The following is a 21,768-nucleotide window of genomic DNA, read 5'->3' on the forward strand; positions in this document are numbered from 1 at the left end:
CCATTTTTGAGCTCCTTCAAAAATGGGTGGGGAAAATTCAATTCCCACAGGTGGGGATTATTGGGTTCCCACTGACACGCGGTCGCGCGGAAGCCATGCGCGGTCATCACCTCTTTCGAGAAACCCATAGCGCGCAAGGCGGCGTTGATGGTGTTCTCGCTCATGCACTCATGCTCGGTGCGCAGGCTCGGAAAGACGTACCTCCCGTGACCGGTCGCGCGATGCAGTTCACGCAGCAACTCCACCGATTGCGTGGACAACGGCACCATATGCTCAATCTTCATTTTCATCTTCGCCGCAGGGATGCGCCATTCGGCGGCATCGAGATCGAATTCCGCCCATTCTGCCGCGCGCAACTCGCCAGGACGTACAAACAGCAAGGGCGTGAGCTTTAACGCCGTCACAGCCACGATATGGCCCTCGTAGCCGTATATGGACCGTAGCAGCACCGCCAGCTCCTTTGGTTCGGTGATCGCCGCGAAGTTTTTTCTTGGTACGGCGATCAGCGCGCCCTTCAGGTCCGGCGTGACATCGCGCTCCACCCAGCCGATCGCCACGCCATAGCGCAGGATCTGGCCGCACATCTGCCTCATGCGGTGCGCCGAGTCGATGGCACCGCGCGCTTCGACACGCTGGATCACGCCGAGGATGTCGCGCGGCTTGATGGCCGCTGCCGGCATGCTGCCGATGTAGGGGAATAAATCATGCTCCAGCCAGGCGAGCACCTTCTCCTGGGTCGAGGCGCTGCGGCTGGCGTCCATCTTCGTCAGCCACTGGAGCGCCAGCGCCTCGAAGGTATTCGGGTCGGCCTCCTGCTCCTGCGCGTGCCTATCCTTCTTTTTCGACTTGGGGTCCACGCCGGCGCGCAGCAGCTTGCGCGCGTCGGCGCACAACTCGCGCGCCTCCGCCAGCGAGACTTCGGGATAGGTGCCGAAGGCCAGCGTCTTAAACTTGCCTTCGTAGCGGTAATTCATCCGCCAGTATTTGTTGGATTCCTTGACCAGGAGGTAGAGCGAACGGCCGTCGCCGTATTTGTCACCGCTGGGTTTGCCGGAAGCTTTGACTTTCCGGATAAAAAGGTCGGTAAGTGGCATGACTGCCTCCCTGGGACGGACCTGGCGCCGATTGAGGGACAAATTTTTCGAGTGAGGGACCTGACGCCATTTTGTCCCGCACAGATCGTGGATTTCACTGTACACCACTGAACATCTCGGGACAATAAAAAACCCGCTTCTCCTATGAGGAGAGCGGGTTTTGATACTTCTCGGTACAAACTAATGCTGAGTTCTGGTGCCGCTTGCCGGAATCGAACTGGCGACCTTTTCATTACGAATGAACTGCTCTACCAACTGAGCTAAAGCGGCGAAGTCGCACATTCTAACAAATATTTCCTGCTACACGCTAGTCCCTACACGATAAATTTTAGCCATGCTGCAAAAATGTCATTGCTTTGTGCGATTTTGAAGCTTCTCAGCCTGCGTGGTAACCCGTCACCACCGCCACTTCGTCGCGCGACCCCAGGAACACCGGCACGCGCTGGTGCAGCTTGTGCGGCTGAATCTCCATGATACGGTTCTGGCCGTCGGTGGCCGCGCCGCCGGCCTGTTCGACGATGAAGGCCATCGGATTCGCCTCATACATCAAACGCAGCTTGCCTGGCATCGACGTGTCGCGCGTGTCGGCCGGGTACATGAAGATGCCGCCGCGGTTCAGGATGCGGTGCACGTCGGCCACCATCGAGGCGATCCAGCGCATGTTGAAGTTGGTGCCGCGCGGGCCGGTGTCGCCGGCCAGCAGTTCGTTCACGTAACGCTGCACCGGCGCATGCCAGTGGCGCTGGTTCGACATATTGATCGCGAATTCCTTGGTCGTAGCCGGGATCTGCATGTTGCGCTGCGTGAGCACCCACGAACCCATCTCGCGGTCCAGGGTGAAGCAGTTGACGCCATTGCCGGTGGTGAGCACCAGCATGGTCTGCGGGCCGTACACGGCGTAGCCTGCGGCCACTTGCTTGGTGCCGGCTTGCATGAAGTCCGCTTCGGTCGGCTGGCCCATGCCTTCAGGCGCCTTCAGCACCGAGAAGATGGTGCCGATCGAGACGTTGACGTCGATGTTCGACGAGCCGTCCAATGGGTCGAACAGCAGCATGTATTCGCCTTTTGGATAGCGGTTCGGGATCGGGTGGATCGATTCCATCTCTTCCGACGCCATCGCCGCCAGGTGGCCGCCCCATTCGTTCGCTTCCAGCAGGATTTCGTTGGAGATGATGTCCAGCTTCTTCTGCACTTCGCCCTGGATGTTTTCCGTGTCGGCGGTGCCGAGCACTTCACCCAGCGCGCCTTTGCCTACCGAGTGGCTGATGGTTTTGCAGGCGCGTGCTACCACTTCGATCAACAGGCGCAGTTCGGCCGGGATCGTGTTGTTCTGGCGCTGTTCTTCCACCAAGTATTGTGTGAGGCTGATGCGTTTCATGGTTTCCCTTGAGGTGAAGATAAATCGTATAAATTATTATGCTTAATCGGCGAGCGCTTTGGTGACCACTTCCAGCACGTCGTTCGACAGTTTGGCGCGGCCGGCGACTTTCTCCAGCGCGCGCTTCATCTTTGCTTGCAGCGCCGGCGCGTAACGGCGCCAGCGGTCCATGCCGCGCGCCAGGCGTGCCGCTACCTGCGGGTTGATCGCGTCCAGCTTGATCACGAACTCGGCCCAGAATTCATACGCGCTGCCGTCGGCCGCGTGGAACTGCGACGGATTGGCGCTGATGAAACTGAAGATCAAGCTGCGCGCGCGGTTCGGATTCTTCAGCGTGAAGGCCGGATGCTGCATCAGCTTGCGCACGGCGGCGACGTTGGTGGTCGGCGCGGCGGCCTGCATGGCGAACCACTTGTCGATCACCAGCGCCTCGTTCTCGAAGTCCTGGTAGAACGCCTTCAGGTACGGGCCCGCTTCGGCGCCGCTGTGGATCATCGAGACCAGCGCGGCGGAACGGTCGGTCATGTTGCCGGCCTTTTCGAACTGCTGCTGCGCGAGCTTCAATTCCGCCATGTCCGGCGCCACCATCAGGTAGGACAGGCACAGATTCCTCAGCGCGCGCTTGCCGGCCGACAGCGCGTCCGGACTGTAGGGGCCGGGCGTCTGGTTGGCATGGTACTGCTCCAGCAGTTCGGTCTTCAGGGTCGCGCCGATGGTGCGGCGCATGAACTGGCGCGCCACGTGGATCGCCTGCGGATCGACCACGTCCATCTGCTCGGCGATGATGATTTCCGACGGCAGTATCAGCGCCAGTTCGCGGAAGGCCGGATCGAGCGTCTCGTCGGTCAGCACGGCGCGCTGGGCGTTGATGAAGGTGGCGTCCAGTTTCAGGCCGGTGTCGCTGCCGCCGGCCAGCGCCACTTGCGCGGTCAGCTTCAGCAGGCGCTCCATCGCCAGCCGCTGGCCCGCTTCCCAGCGGTTGACCGGGTCGCTGTCATGGCTGAACAGGTGCAGCAGTTCGTCGTCGGTGTAGTCGTATTCGAGTATCACCGGCGCCGAGAAGTCGCGCAGGATCGATGGCGTCGGGCGTTCGTCGACGTGGCGGAAGCGGAAGATCTGTTCCTGCTCGGTCAGCTCCAGCACCACCGTGGTGGTGCCCTTGGCGTGCTTGCCGCCTTCCAGCGTCAACGGCAAGTCCTTGCCGCTGGCGCTCAACAGGCCCACCGCCACCGGAATGTGGAACGGCTGCTTGTCGGCCTGGCCGGCGGAGGCCAGGCAGCGCTGGCTGAGGATGATGTCGAAGTTGCGCTTGACGGCGTCGTAGCGGGTGCGCGCGGTGACGATGGGCGTGCCGGCCTGCGAATACCAGCGCTCGAACTGGTGCAGGTCGCGGCCGTTGGCGTCGGCCATGGCGGCGCGGAAGTCGTCGCATTCAACGGCCTGGCCGTCGTGGCGCTTGAAGTACAGGTCCATGCCCTTGCGGAAGCCGTCGCGGCCCACCAGGGTCTGGTACATGCGCACCACTTCGGCGCCTTTTTCATACACGGTGACGGTGTAGAAGTTGTTGATCTCGACGAAGGAGTCGGGCCGCACCGGGTGCGACATCGGGCCGGCGTCCTCCGGGAACTGGGCCTGGCGCAAGGTGCGCACCTGGTCGATGCGGGTGACGGCGCGGCCGCTGTCGGTGCCGATCATGTCGGCACTGAATTCCTGGTCGCGGAACACGGTCAGGCCTTCCTTCAGCGACAGCTGGAACCAGTCGCGGCAAGTCACGCGGTTGCCGGTCCAGTTGTGGAAGTACTCGTGGCCGACCACCGCCTCGATGCCGGCGTAGTCGACGTCGGTCGCCACGCGCGGGTTGGCCAGCACGAACTTGGTGTTGAAGATGTTCAGGCCCTTGTTCTCCATCGCGCCCATGTTGAAGTCGCCCACGGCGACGATCATGAAGCGGTCCAGGTCCAGCTCCAGGCCGAAACGCTCCTCGTCCCAGCGGATCGAGTTCTTCAGCGACTGCATGGCGTAGTCGGTCTTGTCGAGGTTGCCCTCTTCCACCCACACTTGCAGCAGCACTTCGCGGCCGGACTGCAGCGTGTAGCGCTCTTCCTGGCAGACCAGGCGAGCGGCCACCAGCGCGAACAGGTAGGACGGCTTCTTGAACGGGTCTTCCCACTTGGCGTAGTGGCGGCCGTCGCCGAGGTCGCCCTGCTCGATCAGGTTGCCGTTCGACAGCAGCACCGGATAGGCGGCCTTGTCGGCGCGCAGCATCACGGTGTACTTGGCCATCACGTCCGGACGGTCCGGGAAGTAGGTGATGCGGCGGAAGCCTTCGGCCTCGCACTGCGTGAAGAAGTTGCCGTTCGAGACGTACAGGCCGGACAAGCTGGTGTTCTGCACCGGCGCGCACAGGGTTTCGATTTCCAGCACCACCTTGGCCGGGGCCTTGCGGATGATCAGCGTGCTGCCGTCCTGATGGTATTCCGTCGGCGCCAGCGGCTTGCCGTTCAGGCGCAGCGCCACCAGTTCGATCTCTTCGCCGTGCAGCACGATGTCGCGGCCCCGGCTGGCCGGGTTCTGTCGCATGGTGATGCGGTTGGCCACCACGGTGCGGTCGGGATCGAGGTCGAAGCCGAGTTCTACGGTATCAACCAGGTAGGCGGGAGCGGTGTAATCTTTGCGGAATATCGTCTTGGGACTGCTGTCTGTGCGCATTGGAGGACTCTGGTGACGTAAGCAAAAGCCTATTTTACCAATACCAGCAGCAGGAGGACGGGCGAATTACCTGCGGGGGCTGCAGATTAGCGCATATAAGTTGCTGGTTTCCACCTTGCCGTAACATTCTGTAATAATCGTGCAGGGTGCGGGCGACCGTCGTAGACTTAGTACTGGAAAATACCGTCTGAACAGAGAGGGCACCATCATGAAATATCTCGCCATGCTGGCGACGGCCGCCGTAGTACTGCTGAGCGGCTGCGCCACCACCATCCGCAGCGACGTCACGGCCTTCAACGCCTGGCCGGCCGACATCCAGGACAAATCCTATGCGTTCGAGGCCCCGCAGGGCGCAGACGACACGCTGGAATACCGCAGCTATCAAGTGCTGGTGGGCAACGAATTGGGCAAGCTGGGCTTCCACCAGGTCGCCGACAGCACGCAGCCGAAGTTGCTCATCGGCATGAAATTCAGCACCATCGACCATCCGGTGCGGGTGTTGGAGGCGGAAGATCCGTTCATGGGGCCGTATTGGGGTCCGGGCTACGGCCGTTACGGCTGGGGTTATTCGCGCTGGGGCTATCGTCCGTTTTTCCATGACCCGTACCGTTTCGGGCCGATGTATGTGGAAGAGCGCGTCAAACATGAATACCAGCGCCAGCTGCGCGTGACCATCAACAGCGTCGACGGCCGCAAGCTGTACGACGTCACGGTGCAGAACACCAGCCGCGTGCAGGCCACGCCACATGTAATGCCGGCCCTGGTGCAAAGCGCCTTCACCGGCTTCCCCGGCGTGAGCGGCGTGCCGCGCAGGGTCGACCTGACGATCGAGCCGAAGACCGAAACCGTGCAAGCCACGCCAGCCAAGGCCGGCTAAACCCCGGGGTCAAGTCTGACATTCGGACACGAGCTCTGCCGTAGCAGCTGCTACGGCAGAGCTCGTGTCCGAATGTCAGACTTGACCCCGGAGCAAAAAAAAATGCGCCGGCAAAACCGGCGCATTTTTCATTTCAGCCCGCCAATTACTTGGTGGCGATGTGCACGGCTTGCTTCAGGTCGCCGACTTTCTCTTGCAGCTTGCCTTCAGCCTGCTTTTGCAGGCCTTTGGCTTCCTGTTCAGGGCTGTCGATCAGATCGCCAACTTCTTCCTGGATTTTGCCGCCGATGTCTTTCAGTTTGCCTTCGACTTGGTCTTTGTTCATGTGATGCTCCGGTTGGGGCGCAAGCTGGAATAGCTTGGGCATGGAAACCAGCATAGCGCCCCGCGCGCCATCACTCAGTACGTTTGCGTACACAAAACCGTTACGGCAGCAGGATCGATGAGCCGGTGGTCTTGCGCGCTTCCAGTTCGGTGTGGGCCCGGCCCACGTCGGCCAGGGCGTAGCGCTGGCGGATATCGATCTTGACCTCGCCGCTGGCGACCACGCCAAACAGCGACTTGGCCGCCGCTTCCAGATCCTCGCGCCTGGCCATGTAGGCCATCAACGACGGCCGCGTGATGAACAAGGAGCCGCGGCTGGCCAGCTCGTTCAGGCTGAACGGCGGCACCGGCCCGGAAGCGTTGCCGAAACTGACCATCGTGCCCAGCGGCTGCAAGCAGTCCAGCGAGCCGATGAAGGTATCCTTGCCGATCGAGTCGTACACCGCCGCCACGCCCTTGCCGCCGGTGATCTCCTTGACCCGCTCGGTGAAGTTTTCCTTGTTGTAGTTGATGACGTGGTGCGCGCCATTCTCGGTGGCCAGCGCCGCCTTCTCTTCCGAACCCACCGTGCCGATCAGCGTCACGCCCAACACCTTGGCCCACTGGCAGGCGATCAGCCCGACGCCGCCGGCCGCCGCGTGGAACAGGACGGTGTCGCCGGCCTTCAGCGGCACCGTGCGGTGGAACAGGTACTGCACAGTCAGCCCTTGCAACATCATCGCGGCCGCCGTGTCGAAGCCGATCTTATCCGGCAGCACCAGCAGCTGCGAGGCCGGCATATTGCGCGCCTCGGCATAGGCGCCGATCGGACGACCGGCATAGGCCACGCGGTCGCCCACCTGCACTTCGGTCACGCCCTCGCCCACCGCCTCCACCACGCCGGCGCCCTCCATGCCCAGGCCGCCCGGCAGCGACTGCGGATACAGGCCGGTGCGGAAGTAGACGTCGATGAAGTTCAGGCCGATGGCCGCATGGCGCACCTGCGCTTCGCCGGGACCGGGCGGCCCCAGCTCCACGTCCACCAGCTCCATTACTTCCGGACCGCCGACGCGGTTGATGCGGATTGCCTTGGTCATGTCTGACTCCGTGGTGAGGGAATGCGAAGAGTGTAGTCCCGGTCAGGCAGTCGCGGCGCGCAGCTGCAACTGCGACAGCACCAGGTGCGCCGACGACAGGTTGGTGGCGCACGGCGTGTTGTGCACGTCGCAGGCGCGCACCAGGGCGTTGATGTCCGGTTCGTGCGGCTGCGGCGTCATCGGGTCGCGCAGGAAGATCACGCAGTCGATCTCGCCCTCGACCAGCATCGAGCCGATCTGCAAGTCGCCGCCGAACGGGCCCGAATGCTTGCGGTCCACCGTCAGCCCCAGCTCGTTGATCAGGCGGCCGCCGGTGGTGCCGGTGGCGGTCAGCGTGCAGGTGGAGAGGAAGTTCTTGTATTCGCCAGCCAGCGCGATCATGTCGTCTTTTTTCTTGTCGTGGGCAATCAGGGCAATGCGGGTTTTCATGACTCGATCCTATTTTTTTGACAGCAGATAAATCCCGGCCAGCACCAAGGTGGTGCCTCCCAACTGCCAGGACGTGACAGGCTCGCCCAGCAGCAGCGCGCCCAGGAACAGCGTTGAAACGGGGCCGATCATACCAGCCTGCGAGGCGGTGCCGGCGCCGATGCGCTGGACCGCGGTCATGGTCATGAACACCGGCATCACCGTGCAGACGATGCCGTTGATCAGCGACAGCCCATACACCGGCAGCGGCTGGATCAGCCCGGACGCCGGCCGCAGCAGGAAGAACTGGCCGATGCAGGCCGCGCTGGAGACGCACATCGCATACGACACCAGCCGCAACGCGCCCAGCCGCCGCACCATCTCGCCCGACAGCAGCAGGTAGACCGAATATGCGGCGGCCGAGCCGGTGACCAGCGTGGCGCCGAGGATGACGTTCTGGTTGCCGCTGTTGAGGTCGTGCAGGAAAACGAAGACAATGCCGCAATACGAGGCCAGCAGCGCCAGCCACTGCCGGCGGCTGATGTGCTGCTTGAGCACGGTGGAGGAGATCAGCAGCACGAAGGTCGGCGTCAGGAACAGGATCAGCCGTTCGAGGCCGACCGAGATGTATTGCAGGCCGAGGAAGTCGAGGAAACTGGAGAGGTAGTAGCCGACCAGGCCGAGGCCGACGATGCGCCAGCGGTCGGCGGTCGACAGCGGCGCTTCGGTGCGCATCTTCCACTGCGCCACGGCGGCGAACACCGGCAGCGAGAAGATCATGCGGAAGGCGATCAGCGTGACGGCGTCGATCTGATAGCGGTACAGCAGCTTGGCCACCACCGCCTTGGTCGAGAAAAGAACCGCCCCGCCGATGGCGATACCCAGGCCGCCCAGATAGGCGGCACGCGCCGGCGCGCTGTCCGTGATGCTTTTAGTCATGGGCAAATTGTAAGGCCAAACGCCCTCTGGCGCTTGACGCCGCCATTTTCCGCCCTGCCCGCGCCTCCGGTGAGCCGGATCAATCCAGCCGTGATAGGCTGTGCAAGTATCGACGGATGGCGATCAGCGTTAAAAAATATGTAAGAGCAGACCAGTCGATTCCATTCCAGAAATGGTTTGATCGTTTGGATGCACGCGCTGCAGCAAAAGTCGCAAGCGCACTATTTCGTATGCAGAGTGGGAATCTCTCCCGCATTAAATGGTTCAGCGGGATAGGCGAATATGTCATCGATTGGGGACCGGGCTACCGTATTTACCTGGCTCGCGACGGCGAAGAACTGATCATATTGTTCGGCGGCGGGACAAAGAAACAGCAGCAGGCGGACATCGCGCGCGCAAAGGCACTGCATGAGGAATTCAAGCTAAGAAAGAAAACGGCAGGAGCAACTCTATGGAACTGACTCGTGATTTTGAAAATGGGATAACGGAACGCATTGCCGCCGATCCGACCTTTGCCAACGCGGTATTGGATGAGATCGACGAATTGCTTCAGGCTGGCGACGACGCGACGGCGCGCGGCATGCTCCGCGTCCTGATTGCGGGAACCACCGGATTTGATGCGCTGTCCCGCCCGCTTGATACGACGAGCGAGACACTGCATCGGATACTTACAACGGAGGCCTCAACAGCCTGTCCCAGCTTGAGCGCCATCGTGAGCGCGCTCAAGCGGGAGCTTGGGGTTGCCGCTAGCTGATGGCGACGGCGGCCGAGCCGGCCGTCACGGTGGCGGTGGTCACGCGGGCCACCACGCTGGTCGGCGCGTTGCCGCCCACTAGCTTGTTGACCTGCTTGAACTGCGCCACCAGCTTGCCCGGCGTGAGCGTGACCAGCGTGTAACCCTGCGCATCGGTGTTCAGATGCTTGATCCACGGGTTGTTGCCCAGGCCGGCCAACTGCTGCGCCAGCGCCAGCAACGATACGCTGAAGTCGCTGCTCGCCTGCAGGCCCGCCAGCACCGCGCCGGTGGTCGCGTCCAGCTGCGCTTCCGGCAAGCCCTTGGCGCCCAGCGCGCCGCGCACCTGCACGCGGATCTGCTCCAGCAGGCTGGCCACGGTCGGCGCCGCCTTGCCCATGGTGTAGTCCAGCATGTTGATCGCGATGCTCACGGTGCCCAGGCCGGTGACCGGGATCGCCAGCGGGTACGACACCAGCGCGGCGATGTCGCCCAGCGCCGTCGCCGCGTCGCGCAGGTAGCTGAAGAACGAGTCCGAGCTGATGCCGGCCGACACCAGATCCACCATCACCGGCGTGCCGCCGCCGGTGGCGTCTAAATCGTCGTTGACGGTGCCGGCGAAGAAGGCGTGGATGTCGCCGGTGATCGCCACCACGTTGCTGATGCTGTTGCTCTTCAGGTGGCCCATCAGCGCCTTGCGCTCGCTGTTATAACCATCCCACTGGTCGCAGTTGAGCAGGAAGCGCGCGAAGAACGGCGCCAGCGCCGCCTTCTTGCCGGACGCCGCCACGAACGGCGAGTCGATCTTCTTGGCCTGGATGTCCGGCTTGATGTAGCCGAAGGCGATGGTCTGCGCGCCGAGGCCGGCCAACGTCGCCGCCCCCGCGCCGCTGCCGGCCAGGTAGACGCGGCTGTACGCGGCCGCCGCGATGGTCGCCTGCGCCACCGTCAGGCCGGCCTTGACGCCCGCCGCGACCTGCGTCTCCAGCGTGCCGCCGCCGGCGGGGCCGGTCTGGGCGATCGCGCCGCCGCCCTGTTGCGCCACGGCCGCCGCGGCGCCCGCGGTGGCCGCCGCCACGATCGCCGCGGCCAGCGGGAAGTTGCCGCCGGTGGCGGCGGCGGTGCTGCCGATCGATGCGGCGATGGTCGGCACCGCGTTCAGCGCCAGCAAGGTGGCGACGGCGTCCACGCCGTTCAGGCCCATGCGCAGCAGCGATACTTCATTGCCCCACAGTTTCCAGGTCGAGGTGGCGGCCTTCATCTTGTCCATCCACCACTGGCGCTGGGTGGTGCCCAGAATCGTGACGGTGGCCAGCGGCTCCAGGCCGATGGTGGTGGCGCCGGCCATCTTCTGCGCCTCGACCGTGCTGAGCACGTCCTGCGGCACCAGGTAGCGCGAACCGATACGGCCCAGCGGCAGGCCGGTGGCCGGATTGATCGACGATTCCGGTATCACGTGGTCGGCCCGGTACAGGCGCTCGTCGGTCATCACCAGCTGCATCAGCTTGCCGAACTGGAAGTCGCGGTAGATCTTGATGTTCTGGAAGCTGGTGGTGGCGGTGTCGAGGTTGACGTCGGCCGGCATGTATTCGAACCAGGCCTGGTTGGCGTTGCGGCGGCGGCCGGTCTGGTGCAGGTCCGAGCCGTCGGCGTTGAAGGTGCCGTCGTAGGTCTGGGCGTCGCCCCAGGCGTCGTCCGAGAACTCGTGGTCGTCCCAGATGGCGATGAAGGCGAAGCGCTCGTGCAGCGCCTGCAGGCGGGCGTCGGTGCGGTACTTCTTGTACAGGTAGCGGTAGTCGGCCAGCGTGGTGGCGTACTTGGCGCCCGAGGTGCCGCTCTTGAAGGCGCCGTCCGGCAGCTTCAATGCGTCGTGGCGCGACTCCACCGCGCCCAGCTGGAAGTCCTCGCCCACGGTTTCGTAGATGTAATCGCCCAGGTGGACGATGAAGTCCAGGTTTTCGCCGGCGATGCTGGTCATCGCGCCCCAGTGGTTGACGCTCCAGTCCTGGCAGGTCATGTAGGCGAACTGCAGCTGCGAGACGTCGGCGTCGGCGGCCGGCGCGGTCTTGCAGCGGCCGACGTTGGAGCGCGTGTCGCCGGCGACGAACTGGTAGTAGTACACGGTGTTGGGATTCAAGCCGGTCACCTTGTGGCGCACGGTGTTGTCGTACTGCGACTGCAACGGCAGCTTGATGTCGACCACGGTGGCGCCGCTGAGCGCGGTGCTGCCGCCCAGGGCCGCGCCGTTGTCGACGGCGGTCATCACCAGGCGGATCGCGCTGTCCGAGGCGCTCGGCGCGGGCGCCACGCCGTCGGCCGATGCCGGCACGGCGCGGGTCCACAGCATGATGCTGTCGCTGTGCGGGTCGCCGGAGGCCACGCTTTGCGGGAACTTCCAGGCGCCGCTGGCCAACGGCAGATCGGTGGCGCCATCGGCGGGCGCGGAACTGCTGCCGCCGCAGGCAACCAGGCCGGCGCCCGAGGCGACCGAAACCGTAATAAAGCTGCCGTATTTGAGAAACTGCCTTCTATCCATATCTGCTCCGCTGTTTTTATAATGTGAAAAAATAAATAGTAGCAGCAAGATATGACAGTATCTCTACAAAAAATGGAGGATCGCCTCTAGGCGCGACATTGTTATGCTGGCTTAGCAAAATTTGACCGGGGGCGCGGCAAGCCCCGTCCTTCAGGGCGGGGTCAAGAGCGCGGACGGCGCAGCCGTCCTTGGTCAGTCGAAACGTGTTGGCTCGTGGAGTAGGGCTGTATATAATCACAGTATGATTCGTTTGCAAGCCTTCAAGTTTGAACTGACGCCAAACGGCGAGCAAGCGCATGATATGCGCCGCTTCTCCGGGGCGTGCCGGTTCGTCTACAACAAAGCGCTGGCGATGCAGAAGGACAACCATGAGGCTGACAACAAGTTCATCGGCTACACCGGGATGTGCAAGGCGCTCACCGGCTGGCGCAATGGCGAGGCGACGCCGTGGCTGAAAGATGCGCCCTGTCACCCGTTGCAACAGGCGTTGAAGGACTTGGAGCGGGCGTACAAGAATTTCTTCGAGAAACGGGCAGACTTCCCCAGCTTCAAGCGCAAGGGCAGCGGCGACAGCTTTCGCTACCCAGACGCGAAGCAAATCAAACTCGACCAGCGCAACGACCGCATCTTTCTGCCCAAGCTCGGCTGGCTGCGTTACCGAAACAGCCGTGACGTGCTGGGCGAGGTGCGCAATGTCACCGTGAGCCAATCGGGCGGCAAGTGGTTCGCGTCGATTCAAACGCAACGTGAGGTCGAACAGCCACTGCCCACGGCGACGACAGCCATCGGCATCGATGTCGGCATCGCTCGGTTCGCCACCTTGAGCGACGGCGACTTCATCGCGCCGCTAAACAGCTTCAAGAAACACCAGCAGCGTCTTGCACGCTACCAGCGCCGCATGAGCCGCAAGGTCAAGTTCAGTAGCAATTGGAGGAAAGCGAAAGCTCGCGTTCAGAAGATTCACACCAGCATCGCCAATGCCCGCAAAGACTTCCTGCACAAAACCACAACGACGATCAGCAAAAGCCACGCGCTCGTATGTATTGAGGATTTACAGGTACGGAATATGTCCAGGTCTTCCAAAGGCACCATCGAACAGCCGGGCAAGAAGGTCGGCCGGAAGTCGGGGCTGAACCGCGCCATTCTCGATCAGGGATGGGGGGAGTTTCGCCGTCAGCTTGGCTATAAGGTTGCATGGAACGGCGGCATGTTGCTGGCCGTACCACCGCACCACACCAGCCAGACGTGCCCGGCTTGCGGCCACGTCTCGAAAGACAATCGGCAGACTCAGGCTCAATTCCTGTGCGTCGATTGTGGCTACGAAAATCATGCCGATGTGGTCGGAGCGATCAACATTTTAGCGCGAGGACATCGCGTTTTAGCCTGTGGAGAATCGGCGCAATCAGGCCGCTCGATGAAGCAGGAACCCACCGAAGCGACTTTCCGGGAGCTTGCTCATGGTTAGCGCCGCAGGAATCCCCTCCATTCATGGAGGGGGGGGATGTCAATTTCTTACACCTGTACAGCGCCGATAATTACTGGCAAGCTCCACAAATGAAACAACTGATCCCCCCGACACTGCTTGCCCAGGCAAAAAAGATCCTGATCGTCACCCACATGGCGATCGGCGACTTCACCTACATGCAAATGTGCTTCCGCGCCCTCAAGCGCGCCCATCCGCACCTGGAGATCCACCTGTGGGTCGACGAGCGCCGGCGTTCGGCCAATCCCGAGGACTGGCCGCACCTGAAGAACTACTCGCTGTACGACTGGCTGGCCGCCAGCCCCTACATCGACAAGACCTACGACCAGAACTACAGCCCCGCCCTGCACGCGCAATCGATCGCCGAGGCGCGCCGCGAGGACTATCCGATCGTGGCCTCGCTGACCCACATGGCCTGCCACCGCTACGCCAGGCTGACGCGCGAAATCTGCCCGCGCGGCTTCATCCTCGGACTGGCCAAGCAGAAATACCGCTTCTTCGAGCTGTCCAAAAAGCTCAGCATCCTGAAATTCAACGCCACCATTCCGCTCTACGAATCGCAGGAACGCGACGTGCCGCACGTCAGCGACATCTACGCGCAATGGTTCCACAAGGCCTTCGGCCTCGACATCCCCAAGCTGGACCGCTACCCGGTGATCCACATCCCGGACCAGTGGACGGCTTATGCGCGGGATCAATTTTCCACCTGGGGCCTGGGCTCGAAGATAGTGTTCATCAACACCTACTCCAAGGGCCCGGAACGCTGCTGGCCGCTGGAGCGCGCCTTCGAGCTGATCAGGGAAATGCGCAGCCATCCGCAATGGCGCGACGCCGGCTTCGTGGTCAACGTGGTGCCGGAAGACCTGCCGGCCGCGCGCGAGATTTACAACAATGCAGCCTTGCCTGATACGCATCTTTTCTCCGCGGTGGATAACTTCTTCCAGCTGCCCGCCATCCTCGCCCTGTGCAGCCTGATCGTCACGGTGGAAACCGCCGTGATGCACCTGGCCAACGCCGTGCACGTGCCGGTGATCGCCCTGATGCGTCAAAACAATCCGGAATGGGTGCCGATCGACGCGGAAAACAGCGCCGTCATCCTGGTCAAGGAGATGGACGCGTGGGTGACGAAAATCGAGTTGCCAGAGGTGATGGAAAAGGTTTTGAGTTGGCCCCTATGCTAGAATACCGCCCTCACCGCACACCAATGACATACCGCCGAAGGAAGACCGAACATGGCTGGACACAGCAAATGGGCCAATATCAAGCACAAAAAAGCAGCAACCGATGCTAAACGTGGCAAGATCTGGACCCGCCTCATCAAGGAAATCACCGTGGCTGCGCGCATGGGCGGCGGCGACCTGACCTCCAACCCGCGCCTGCGCCTGGCCGTGGACAAGGCGGCCGACGCCAATATGCCCAAGGATAACGTGCAACGCGCGATCACCCGCGGCACCGGCGGCGAGGACGGCGCGGCCTACGAAGAGGTCCGCTACGAAGGCTACGGCATCGGCGGCGCGGCCGTCATCGTCGACTGCATGACCGACAACCGCGTGCGCACCGTGGCTGAAGTGCGCAACGCCTTCAACAAAAACGGCGGCAACATGGGCAACGAAGGCTCGGTGGCCTTCATGTTCAAGCACTGCGGCCAGTTCCTGTTCGCACCGGGCACCAATGAAGACGCGCTGATGGAAGTGGCGCTGGAAGCCGGCGCCGAAGACGTGGTGGCCGACGACGAAGGCGGCTTCGAAGTGCTGTGCGGCCCGCACGACTTCGCGGCGGTCAAGGATGCGCTGGAAGCGGCGGGCTTCAAGGCCGAAGTGGCCGAGATCATCATGAAGCCGGCCACCGAAACCGTGTTCACCGGCGATAACGCCGTCAAGATGCAAAAACTGCTGGACGCGTTGGAAGCGCTGGACGATGTCCAGGAAGTCTATTCCAACACGCTGATCGAAGACTGAGGATTTATGAAAATATTGGTAGTCGGCTCCGGCGGCCGTGAACATGCGCTGGCTTGGAAATTGGCGCAATCGGAACGCATCCAGATGGTGTATGTCGCTCCTGGCAACGGCGGCACCGCGCGCGATTCGCGCCTGGTCAACGTCAACATCACGGACCTGCATGAACTGGCGACCTTCGTCGAGCAGGAGCACATCGGCCTGACCGTGGTCGGTCCCGAGACGCCGCTGGCCGGCGGCATCGTCAACCTGTTCCGCGCGCGCGGCCTGAAGGTGTTCGGCCCGACCAGGGAAGCGGCCCAGCTGGAGTCGTCGAAAGACTTCGCCAAGGCCTTCATGCAGCGCCACGGCATCCCGACCGCCAAGTACCAGACCTTCTCGGACGTCGCGCAGGCGCACGCCTACATAGCCGCCAACGGCGCGCCGATCGTCATCAAGGCCGACGGCCTGGCCGCCGGCAAGGGCGTGGTGGTGGCGATGTCGCTGGAAGAAGCGCACCAGGCGGTGGACGACATGCTGGCCGATAACCGCTTCGGCGACGCCGGCGCCCGCATCGTCATCGAGGAATTCCTGGCCGGCGAAGAAGCCAGCTTCATCGTCATGTGCGACGGCAAGAACATCCTGCCGCTGGCCACCAGCCAGGACCACAAGCGCCTCAAGGACAACGACGAAGGCCCGAACACCGGCGGCATGGGTGCGTATTCCCCTGCGCCTATCGTCACGCCGGCCATGCACGCCCGCGTGATGCGCGAGATCATCAACCCCACCATCGCCGGCATGGCGAAGGACGGCATCGTCTTCACCGGCTTCCTGTACGCCGGCCTGATGATCGACGCCCAGGGCAATCCGCGCACCTTGGAATTCAACTGCCGCATGGGCGATCCCGAGACGCAACCGATCATGTCGCGCCTGAAGACCGACCTGGTGGCGGTGATGGAACACGCCGTCAACGGCACGCTGGACCAGGTCGAACTGGAATGGGACCGCCGCACCGCCGTCGGCGTGGTGCTGGCAGCGGCCGGCTATCCGGACGCGCCGCTGAAAGGCGCCGTCATCGACGGCATCCCGGCCGAAACGCCGGAATCGGTGACCTTCCACGCCGGCACCGCCGAAGTGGGCGGCCAGCTGCAGGTGACCGGCGGCCGCGTGCTGTGCGTGGTCGGCCTGGGCGACAGCATCAAGATCGCCCAGAAGCAGGCTTACGAAGTGGTCGACCAGATTTCGTTCGACGGCATGCAGTGCCGCCGCGATATCGGCTGGCGCGGCCTCAAGCATTAGGATAAGATGTCGTCCTTTCCGAACCCTTCCGCCGTCAAGGCCTACCTGCTCGGCCTGCAAGATCGTATCGTGCAGGCGCTGGAGGCCGTCGACGGCAAGCCTTTCCTGCGCGACGCGTGGGACCGGCCCGAGGGTGGTGGCGGCATTTCGCGCCTGATCGAGGAAGGCAACGTCATCGAACGCGGCGGCGTCAACTTCTCGCACGTGATGGGCGCCAAGCTGCCGCCATCGGCGTCGGCGCACCGCCCCGACCTCGGCGGCCAGCCGTGGGAAGCGATGGGCGTGTCGCTGGTGATCCATCCGCGCAATCCCTACGCGCCGACGGTGCACATGAACGTGCGCTTCTTCACCACGACCACCGCCGACGGCGAACCGGCGTGGTGGTTCGGCGGCGGCATGGACCTGACGCCCTACTACGGCGACAAGCAGGACGTGAAGCACTTCCACCAGGCCTGCGCCGATGCGCTGCAACCGTTTGGCGCCGGGCTGCACCCGCGCTTCAAGCAATGGTGCGACGAGTATTTTTACCTGAAACACCGCCAGGAAGCGCGCGGCGTCGGCGGCATCTTCTTCGATGACTACAACGAAGCGGGCTTCGAGCAAAGCTTCGCCATGATGCAGAGCGTCGGCGACGCTTTCCTCAAGGCCTACCAGCCCATCCTGGAACGCCGCAAGGACACGCCGTACGGCGAACGCGAACGCGACTTCCAGGCCTATCGCCGCGGACGTTACGTCGAGTTCAACCTGGTGTTCGACCGCGGCACGCTGTTCGGCCTGCAATCGGGCGGCCGCACCGAGGCGATCCTGATGTCGATGCCGCCCATCGTCAAATGGCGCTATCGCTGGGAACCCGAGGCCGGCACGCCGGAAGCGGCGCTGTACAGCGATTTCCTGCCGCATCGCGACTGGCTCGCCGCGTGACGATGGCATGCTGATGGTATACCGAACCGCACTGCTGGGAGGCAGCTACGATCCGGTGCATCATGGTCACGTCGCACTCGGCGCGCTCTTTGCGCAGCTGCTGCAAGTAGACCAGTTGCGCGTGATCCCCGCCGGCCTGCCCTGGCAGAAGTCCACCCTGAAGGCGACGCCGCGCCAGCGCGCCGAGATGGTGGCGCTGGCCTTCGCCGGTTCGGAATACGACGTCGTGGTCGACCTGCAGGAGATCGAACGCGGCGAACAGGGACTGGCCACCTACACGATAGACACGCTGCGCCAGGTGCGCGCAGAGCTGGGCCCGTCGGCCTCCATCTCTTTTTTGATGGGCGCCGACCAGCTGCAACGGCTCGATACCTGGCATGAATGGCAGGCGCTGTTCGACTACGCCCATATCTGCGTAGCCGCCCGCCCCGGCTTCAACCTGGCCACCGCCGGCCTTCCGCCGGCAGTGGCCGAGGCGATTTCCCGCCGTCTGGGAACGCCTGAACAAATCCGCAACACGCCGCACGGTCTGACTTATCTGGCACAAGACTTCGCGGTGGATATCTCCGCCACCGAAATACGTGCGGCATTACAACGGGGGGAAAGCGCAAACTCGCTTATCCCGCCGCTAGTGCTAGACTATATTGAACAACATAATCTATACAAAAGCTAAATGGACATCAAAAAACTGCAATCCCTCGTCGTTGACGCCCTCGAAGACGTCAAGGCCCAAGATATCGCCCTGTTCGATACCACCCACCTGACCAGCCTGTTCGACCGGATCGCCATCGCCTCCGGCACCTCCAACCGCCAAACCAAGGCGCTGGCCGCCTCGGTGCGCGACAAGGTCAAGGCCGCCGGCGGCGACGTCTACGGCATGGAAGGCGAGGACACCGGTGAATGGGTGCTGGTCGACCTGGGCGACATGATCGTCCACATCATGCAGGCGCCGATCCGCGCCTACTACCGCCTGGAAGAGCTGTGGGGCGACAAGCCGGTCAAGGTCGGCGCCGCCAAGCGCAAGTCCACCGCCGAAGGCGAAGCCGCCGACGAGCCGAAGAAGATCAGCAGCCACATGGCCGCCGGTAAAGCCAAGGTCGACGTCAAGCCGGTGATCGAGAAGAAAACCCCGGCCCGCAAAGCCGCCGCCGCCAAACCGGCCACCGCCGCGAAGAAGCCGGCCGCCAAGAAAGCCGCCGCTGTCCCGGCCGGCAAGACCATCAAGGTCGGCAAGACCAAGTCCGCCGTCGCCGCCGCCGAAGTGCTGAAGTCCCTGCCGCCTAAGCGCAAGGTCGCCAAGCCCAAGGCCGACGAAGCGCCGGTCAAGACCGTCATCAAGCGTATCAAAAAAGTCGAAGAGTAAAGCTGTATGGGTAACTGCGCATGCAGCTGATCATCGCTGCGGTCGGTCACAAGATGCCGGCCTGGATAGAAACGGGCTTCGCCGAATACGCGAAGCGCATGCCGCCCGAACTGAAGATCGTGCTGAAGGAAATCAAGCCGGTCGACCGTTCGGGCAGCAAGACCGCCGCCACCGCGATGGCGCTCGAACGCGAGCGCATCGAGGCGGCGCTGCCCAAATCCGTCCGCATCATTGCGCTCGACGAGCGCGGCAAGGACCTGACTTCGGTCGGCCTGTCGCAGCAGCTGGAAGCCTGGCAGCAGGATGGCCGCGACACGGCCTTCCTGATCGGCGGCGCCGACGGCCTCGATCCCGAGCTGAAGGCCCGCGCCGAAGGCTTGATACGCATTTCCAGCATGACGCTGCCGCATGGTATGGTACGGGTACTGCTGGCGGAACAGCTGTACCGTGCATGGTCGATTACCCAGAACCACCCGTATCACCGCGTTTAAAATAAAATTATATGAAACCGGTCGACAAAAAGATCTACCTCGCTTCAAAGAGCCCGCGACGCCGCGAACTGCTGCGCCAGGTGGGCATCGATTTTGAATTGCTGCTGCTGCGCAGCGACGGCCCGCGCGGTCCCGACGTCACCGAAGAGGTGCTGCCCGGCGAAGCGCCGCTCGACTACGTGTCGCGCGTGGCGCGCGAAAAAGCCGCGTTCGCGGCCGACCTGGTGGTCAAGCGCCGCATGGCGCCGCGCGTGGTGCTGGCGGCCGACACCACCGTCACCATCGACGGCGCCATCCTCGGCAAGCCGGCCACGCCCAACGAAGCCATCGCCATGCTGCAGCAGCTGTCCGGCCGCACCCACCAGGTGCTGACCGCGATCGCGGTGCACTCGGCCGACTTCGCCGGCCAGATCACCCAGGTGTCGGACGTCACCTTCGGCGTGCTGTCGCCGGCCGCCATCACCGCCTATTGCGCCACCGCGGAACCCTACGACAAGGCCGGCGGCTACGGCATCCAGGGTCCGGCCGCGCAATTCATCGAACACATCACCGGCAGCCATTCCGGCATCATGGGCCTGCCGCTGTACGAGACCGCACAGCTGCTGCGGCAGGCGGGTTTGCCGCTACCCTGAGCGGCGTGTATGATCGTCGTTCAGCCACAGCGATTACAGAAGCCGCAGTTTTAACCAACCAGCGGCCTTTGAGACAAATGAACGAAGACATCCTGATCAACATCACCCCGCAGGAAACCCGGGTCGCCCTCATCTTGCAGGGCGCCGTGCAAGAGCTGCACATCGAACGCACGCTCACGCGCGGCCTGGCCGGGAATGTCTACTCCGGCAAGGTCGTGCGGGTGCTGCCCGGCATGCAGTCGGCCTTCATCGACATCGGCCTGGAACGCGCGGCCTTCCTGCACGTGGCCGACATCTGGGAAGCCCGTCCGCACGACGGCGGCCAGAACGCGGTGCCGACCCCGATCGAGAAGATCCTGTTCGACGGCCAGGTGCTGACGGTGCAGGTGATCAAGGACCCGATCGGCACCAAGGGCGCGCGCCTGTCGACCCAGATCTCGATCGCCGGCCGCATGCTGGTCTACCTGCCGCAGGACGCCCACATCGGCATCTCGCAGAAAATCGAAAAGGAATCGGAGCGCGAAGCGCTGCGCGTGCGGCTGCAAAGCCTGCTGCCGGCCGACGAAAAAGGCGGCTACATCGTGCGCACCCAGGCTGAGGACGCGTCCGACTCCGACATCGCGGCCGACGTCGAATACCTGCGCAAGACCTGGGGCGCGATCATGCTCGGCGCCAAGACCAAGCCCGCCACCACCCTGCTGCACCAGGACTTGAGCCTGGCCCAGCGCGTGCTGCGCGACTTCGTCCACGACGACACCGCCACCATCCAGGTCGACTCGCGCGAGAACCACCTGGCCTTGCAGGAATTCGGCAAGGCCTACACGCCGGGCGTGCTGCCGCGTTTGCAGCACTACACCGGCGAGCGTCCGCTGTTCGACCTGTACGGCGTGGAGGAAGAGATCCTGCGCGCGCTGGGCCGGCGCGTGGACCTGAAGTCCGGCGGCTACCTGATCGTCGACCAGACCGAGGCGATGACCACCATCGACGTCAACACCGGCGGCTTCGTCGGCGGCCGCAACTTTGCCGACACCATCTTCAAGACCAACCTGGAGGCGGCGCACGCGATCGCGCGCCAGCTGCGGCTGCGCAACCTGGGCGGCATCATCATCCTCGACTTCATCGACATGGAAAACACCGAGCACCGCAACGCCGTGCTGCAGGAGTTGAAGAAGACGCTGTCGCGCGACCGCACCAAGGTGTCGGTGTCGGGCTTCTCGGCGCTGGGGCTGGTGGAGATGACGCGCAAGCGCACCCGCGAATCGCTGGCGCACATCCTGTGCGAACCGTGCCCGGCGTGCAGCGGCAAGGGCCAGGTCAAGACCTCGCGCACCATCTGCTACGAAATCCTGCGCGAACTGCTGCGCGAAGCCAAGCAGTTCAATCCACGCGAATTCCGCATCCTCGCCTCGCAGGAAGTGGTGGACATGTTCCTGGAAGAGGAGTCGCAGCACCTGGCGATGCTGGGCGATTTCATCGGCAAGAAGATCTCGCTGCAGGTGGAGACCGCCTACCACCAGGAGCAGTATGACGTGATTTTGATGTAGTACCCTGCTATTATTGGCATTTTAGCA

General features: G+C 63.2%; 21 protein-coding genes and 1 tRNA gene. 13 read left to right on the top strand and 9 right to left on the bottom strand.

The window, feature by feature from the left end; genetic code table 11:
- From AC1RMD_RS25365 to pepN, 4 genes are all read right to left on the bottom strand, one after another.
- On the bottom strand, positions 1 to 1,094 hold a 1,094-nt coding region (locus AC1RMD_RS25365), incomplete at its 3' end, for a tyrosine-type recombinase/integrase (RefSeq protein WP_492930609.1).
- Positions 1,095 to 1,288: 194 nt separating this feature from the next.
- Positions 1,289 to 1,364, bottom strand: a tRNA-Thr gene (locus AC1RMD_RS25370).
- A 106-nt stretch (positions 1,365 to 1,470) separates the two neighbouring features.
- A complete protein-coding gene (locus tag AC1RMD_RS25375; RefSeq protein WP_492930611.1) occupies positions 1,471 to 2,472 on the bottom strand; it encodes a class 1 fructose-bisphosphatase in 1,002 nt (333 codons plus the stop codon).
- Positions 2,473 to 2,514: 42 nt separating this feature from the next.
- Positions 2,515 to 5,181, bottom strand: coding sequence for an aminopeptidase N (pepN, locus tag AC1RMD_RS25380; protein WP_492930613.1), 2,667 nt, complete (start codon positions 5,179 to 5,181; stop codon positions 2,515 to 2,517).
- 208 nt (positions 5,182 to 5,389) lie between these two features.
- Here pepN and AC1RMD_RS25385 point away from each other — a divergent pair, with 208 nt between their 5' ends.
- Positions 5,390 to 6,058 carry a DUF4136 domain-containing protein gene (locus AC1RMD_RS25385; protein WP_492930615.1) on the top strand — a complete coding sequence of 223 codons (669 nt, stop codon included), beginning with the start codon at positions 5,390 to 5,392 and terminating at the stop codon, positions 6,056 to 6,058.
- A gap of 145 nt (positions 6,059 to 6,203) precedes the next feature.
- Here the strand turns inward: AC1RMD_RS25385 and AC1RMD_RS25390 are convergent, their stop codons facing one another.
- The 4 genes from AC1RMD_RS25390 to AC1RMD_RS25405 form a co-directional block, all read right to left on the bottom strand.
- A complete protein-coding gene (locus AC1RMD_RS25390) occupies positions 6,204 to 6,383 on the bottom strand; it encodes a CsbD family protein (protein ID WP_492930617.1) in 180 nt (59 codons plus the stop codon).
- Positions 6,384 to 6,483: 100 nt separating this feature from the next.
- The gene (locus AC1RMD_RS25395; RefSeq protein WP_492930619.1) at positions 6,484 to 7,458 is read right to left on the bottom strand and encodes a quinone oxidoreductase family protein; all 975 of its coding nucleotides are present in this window, start codon (positions 7,456 to 7,458) and stop codon (positions 6,484 to 6,486) included.
- Positions 7,459 to 7,500: 42 nt separating this feature from the next.
- Positions 7,501 to 7,887: a methylglyoxal synthase gene (locus AC1RMD_RS25400; RefSeq protein WP_492930621.1), complete on the bottom strand. Its 387-nt coding sequence runs from the start codon at positions 7,885 to 7,887 to the stop codon at positions 7,501 to 7,503.
- A gap of 9 nt (positions 7,888 to 7,896) precedes the next feature.
- On the bottom strand, positions 7,897 to 8,805 hold the full coding sequence (locus tag AC1RMD_RS25405; protein WP_492930623.1) for a DMT family transporter: 909 nt from the start codon (positions 8,803 to 8,805) through the stop codon (positions 7,897 to 7,899).
- Positions 8,806 to 8,921: 116 nt separating this feature from the next.
- On the opposite strand from AC1RMD_RS25405, the gene AC1RMD_RS25410 reads away from it, so the two are divergent.
- Both AC1RMD_RS25410 and AC1RMD_RS25415 read left to right on the top strand, forming a co-directional pair.
- Complete coding sequence (locus tag AC1RMD_RS25410; protein ID WP_492930625.1) at positions 8,922 to 9,266, top strand: type II toxin-antitoxin system RelE/ParE family toxin; 345 nt, start codon at positions 8,922 to 8,924, stop codon at positions 9,264 to 9,266.
- Positions 9,257 to 9,559 (top strand): transcriptional regulator, encoded by a 303-nt coding sequence (locus AC1RMD_RS25415; RefSeq protein ID WP_492930627.1) that lies wholly within the window; start codon positions 9,257 to 9,259, stop codon positions 9,557 to 9,559. The genes AC1RMD_RS25410 and AC1RMD_RS25415 overlap by 10 nt, the downstream gene beginning before the upstream one ends.
- Here the strand turns inward: AC1RMD_RS25415 and AC1RMD_RS25420 are convergent.
- Positions 9,552 to 12,074 (bottom strand): alkaline phosphatase D family protein, encoded by a 2,523-nt coding sequence (locus AC1RMD_RS25420; protein ID WP_492930629.1) that lies wholly within the window; start codon positions 12,072 to 12,074, stop codon positions 9,552 to 9,554. The two genes, AC1RMD_RS25415 and AC1RMD_RS25420, sit on opposite strands and share 8 nt — an antisense overlap.
- Before the next feature lie 241 nt (positions 12,075 to 12,315).
- Here AC1RMD_RS25420 and AC1RMD_RS25425 point away from each other — a divergent pair, with 241 nt between their 5' ends.
- The 10 genes from AC1RMD_RS25425 (at position 12,316) to rng (ending at position 21,741) form a co-directional block, all read left to right on the top strand.
- Positions 12,316 to 13,539, top strand: a complete 1,224-nt coding sequence (locus AC1RMD_RS25425; RefSeq protein ID WP_492930631.1) for an RNA-guided endonuclease InsQ/TnpB family protein — start codon at positions 12,316 to 12,318, stop codon at positions 13,537 to 13,539.
- 89 nt (positions 13,540 to 13,628) lie between these two features.
- Positions 13,629 to 14,738, top strand: coding sequence for a glycosyltransferase family 9 protein (locus AC1RMD_RS25430; protein ID WP_492930633.1), 1,110 nt, complete (start codon positions 13,629 to 13,631; stop codon positions 14,736 to 14,738).
- A gap of 51 nt (positions 14,739 to 14,789) precedes the next feature.
- A complete protein-coding gene (locus tag AC1RMD_RS25435; RefSeq protein ID WP_332855233.1) occupies positions 14,790 to 15,515 on the top strand; it encodes a YebC/PmpR family DNA-binding transcriptional regulator in 726 nt (241 codons plus the stop codon).
- A gap of 6 nt (positions 15,516 to 15,521) precedes the next feature.
- Positions 15,522 to 16,790 (top strand): phosphoribosylamine--glycine ligase, encoded by a 1,269-nt coding sequence (gene purD / locus AC1RMD_RS25440; RefSeq protein WP_492930635.1) that lies wholly within the window; start codon positions 15,522 to 15,524, stop codon positions 16,788 to 16,790.
- A gap of 6 nt (positions 16,791 to 16,796) precedes the next feature.
- A complete protein-coding gene (hemF, locus tag AC1RMD_RS25445) occupies positions 16,797 to 17,711 on the top strand; it encodes an oxygen-dependent coproporphyrinogen oxidase (protein ID WP_492930637.1) in 915 nt (304 codons plus the stop codon).
- Between the two features lie 13 nt (positions 17,712 to 17,724).
- Entirely contained in the window at positions 17,725 to 18,384 is a 660-nt protein-coding gene (locus tag AC1RMD_RS25450) for a nicotinate-nucleotide adenylyltransferase (RefSeq protein ID WP_492930818.1), read from the top strand.
- Positions 18,385 to 19,074 carry a ribosome silencing factor gene (rsfS, locus tag AC1RMD_RS25455; RefSeq protein WP_492930639.1) on the top strand — a complete coding sequence of 230 codons (690 nt, stop codon included), beginning with the start codon at positions 18,385 to 18,387 and terminating at the stop codon, positions 19,072 to 19,074.
- A gap of 20 nt (positions 19,075 to 19,094) precedes the next feature.
- On the top strand, positions 19,095 to 19,565 hold the full coding sequence (rlmH, locus tag AC1RMD_RS25460) for a 23S rRNA (pseudouridine(1915)-N(3))-methyltransferase RlmH (RefSeq protein WP_020701344.1): 471 nt from the start codon (positions 19,095 to 19,097) through the stop codon (positions 19,563 to 19,565).
- 11 nt (positions 19,566 to 19,576) lie between these two features.
- Positions 19,577 to 20,197, top strand: a complete 621-nt coding sequence (locus AC1RMD_RS25465) for a Maf family protein (protein WP_492930641.1) — start codon at positions 19,577 to 19,579, stop codon at positions 20,195 to 20,197.
- A 77-nt stretch (positions 20,198 to 20,274) separates the two neighbouring features.
- A complete protein-coding gene (gene rng / locus AC1RMD_RS25470) occupies positions 20,275 to 21,741 on the top strand; it encodes a ribonuclease G (protein ID WP_492930643.1) in 1,467 nt (488 codons plus the stop codon).
- Positions 21,742 to 21,768 lie beyond the last annotated feature (27 nt).

It is taken from the genome of Duganella sp. GW822-FHT06D06 (assembly GCF_058799615.1).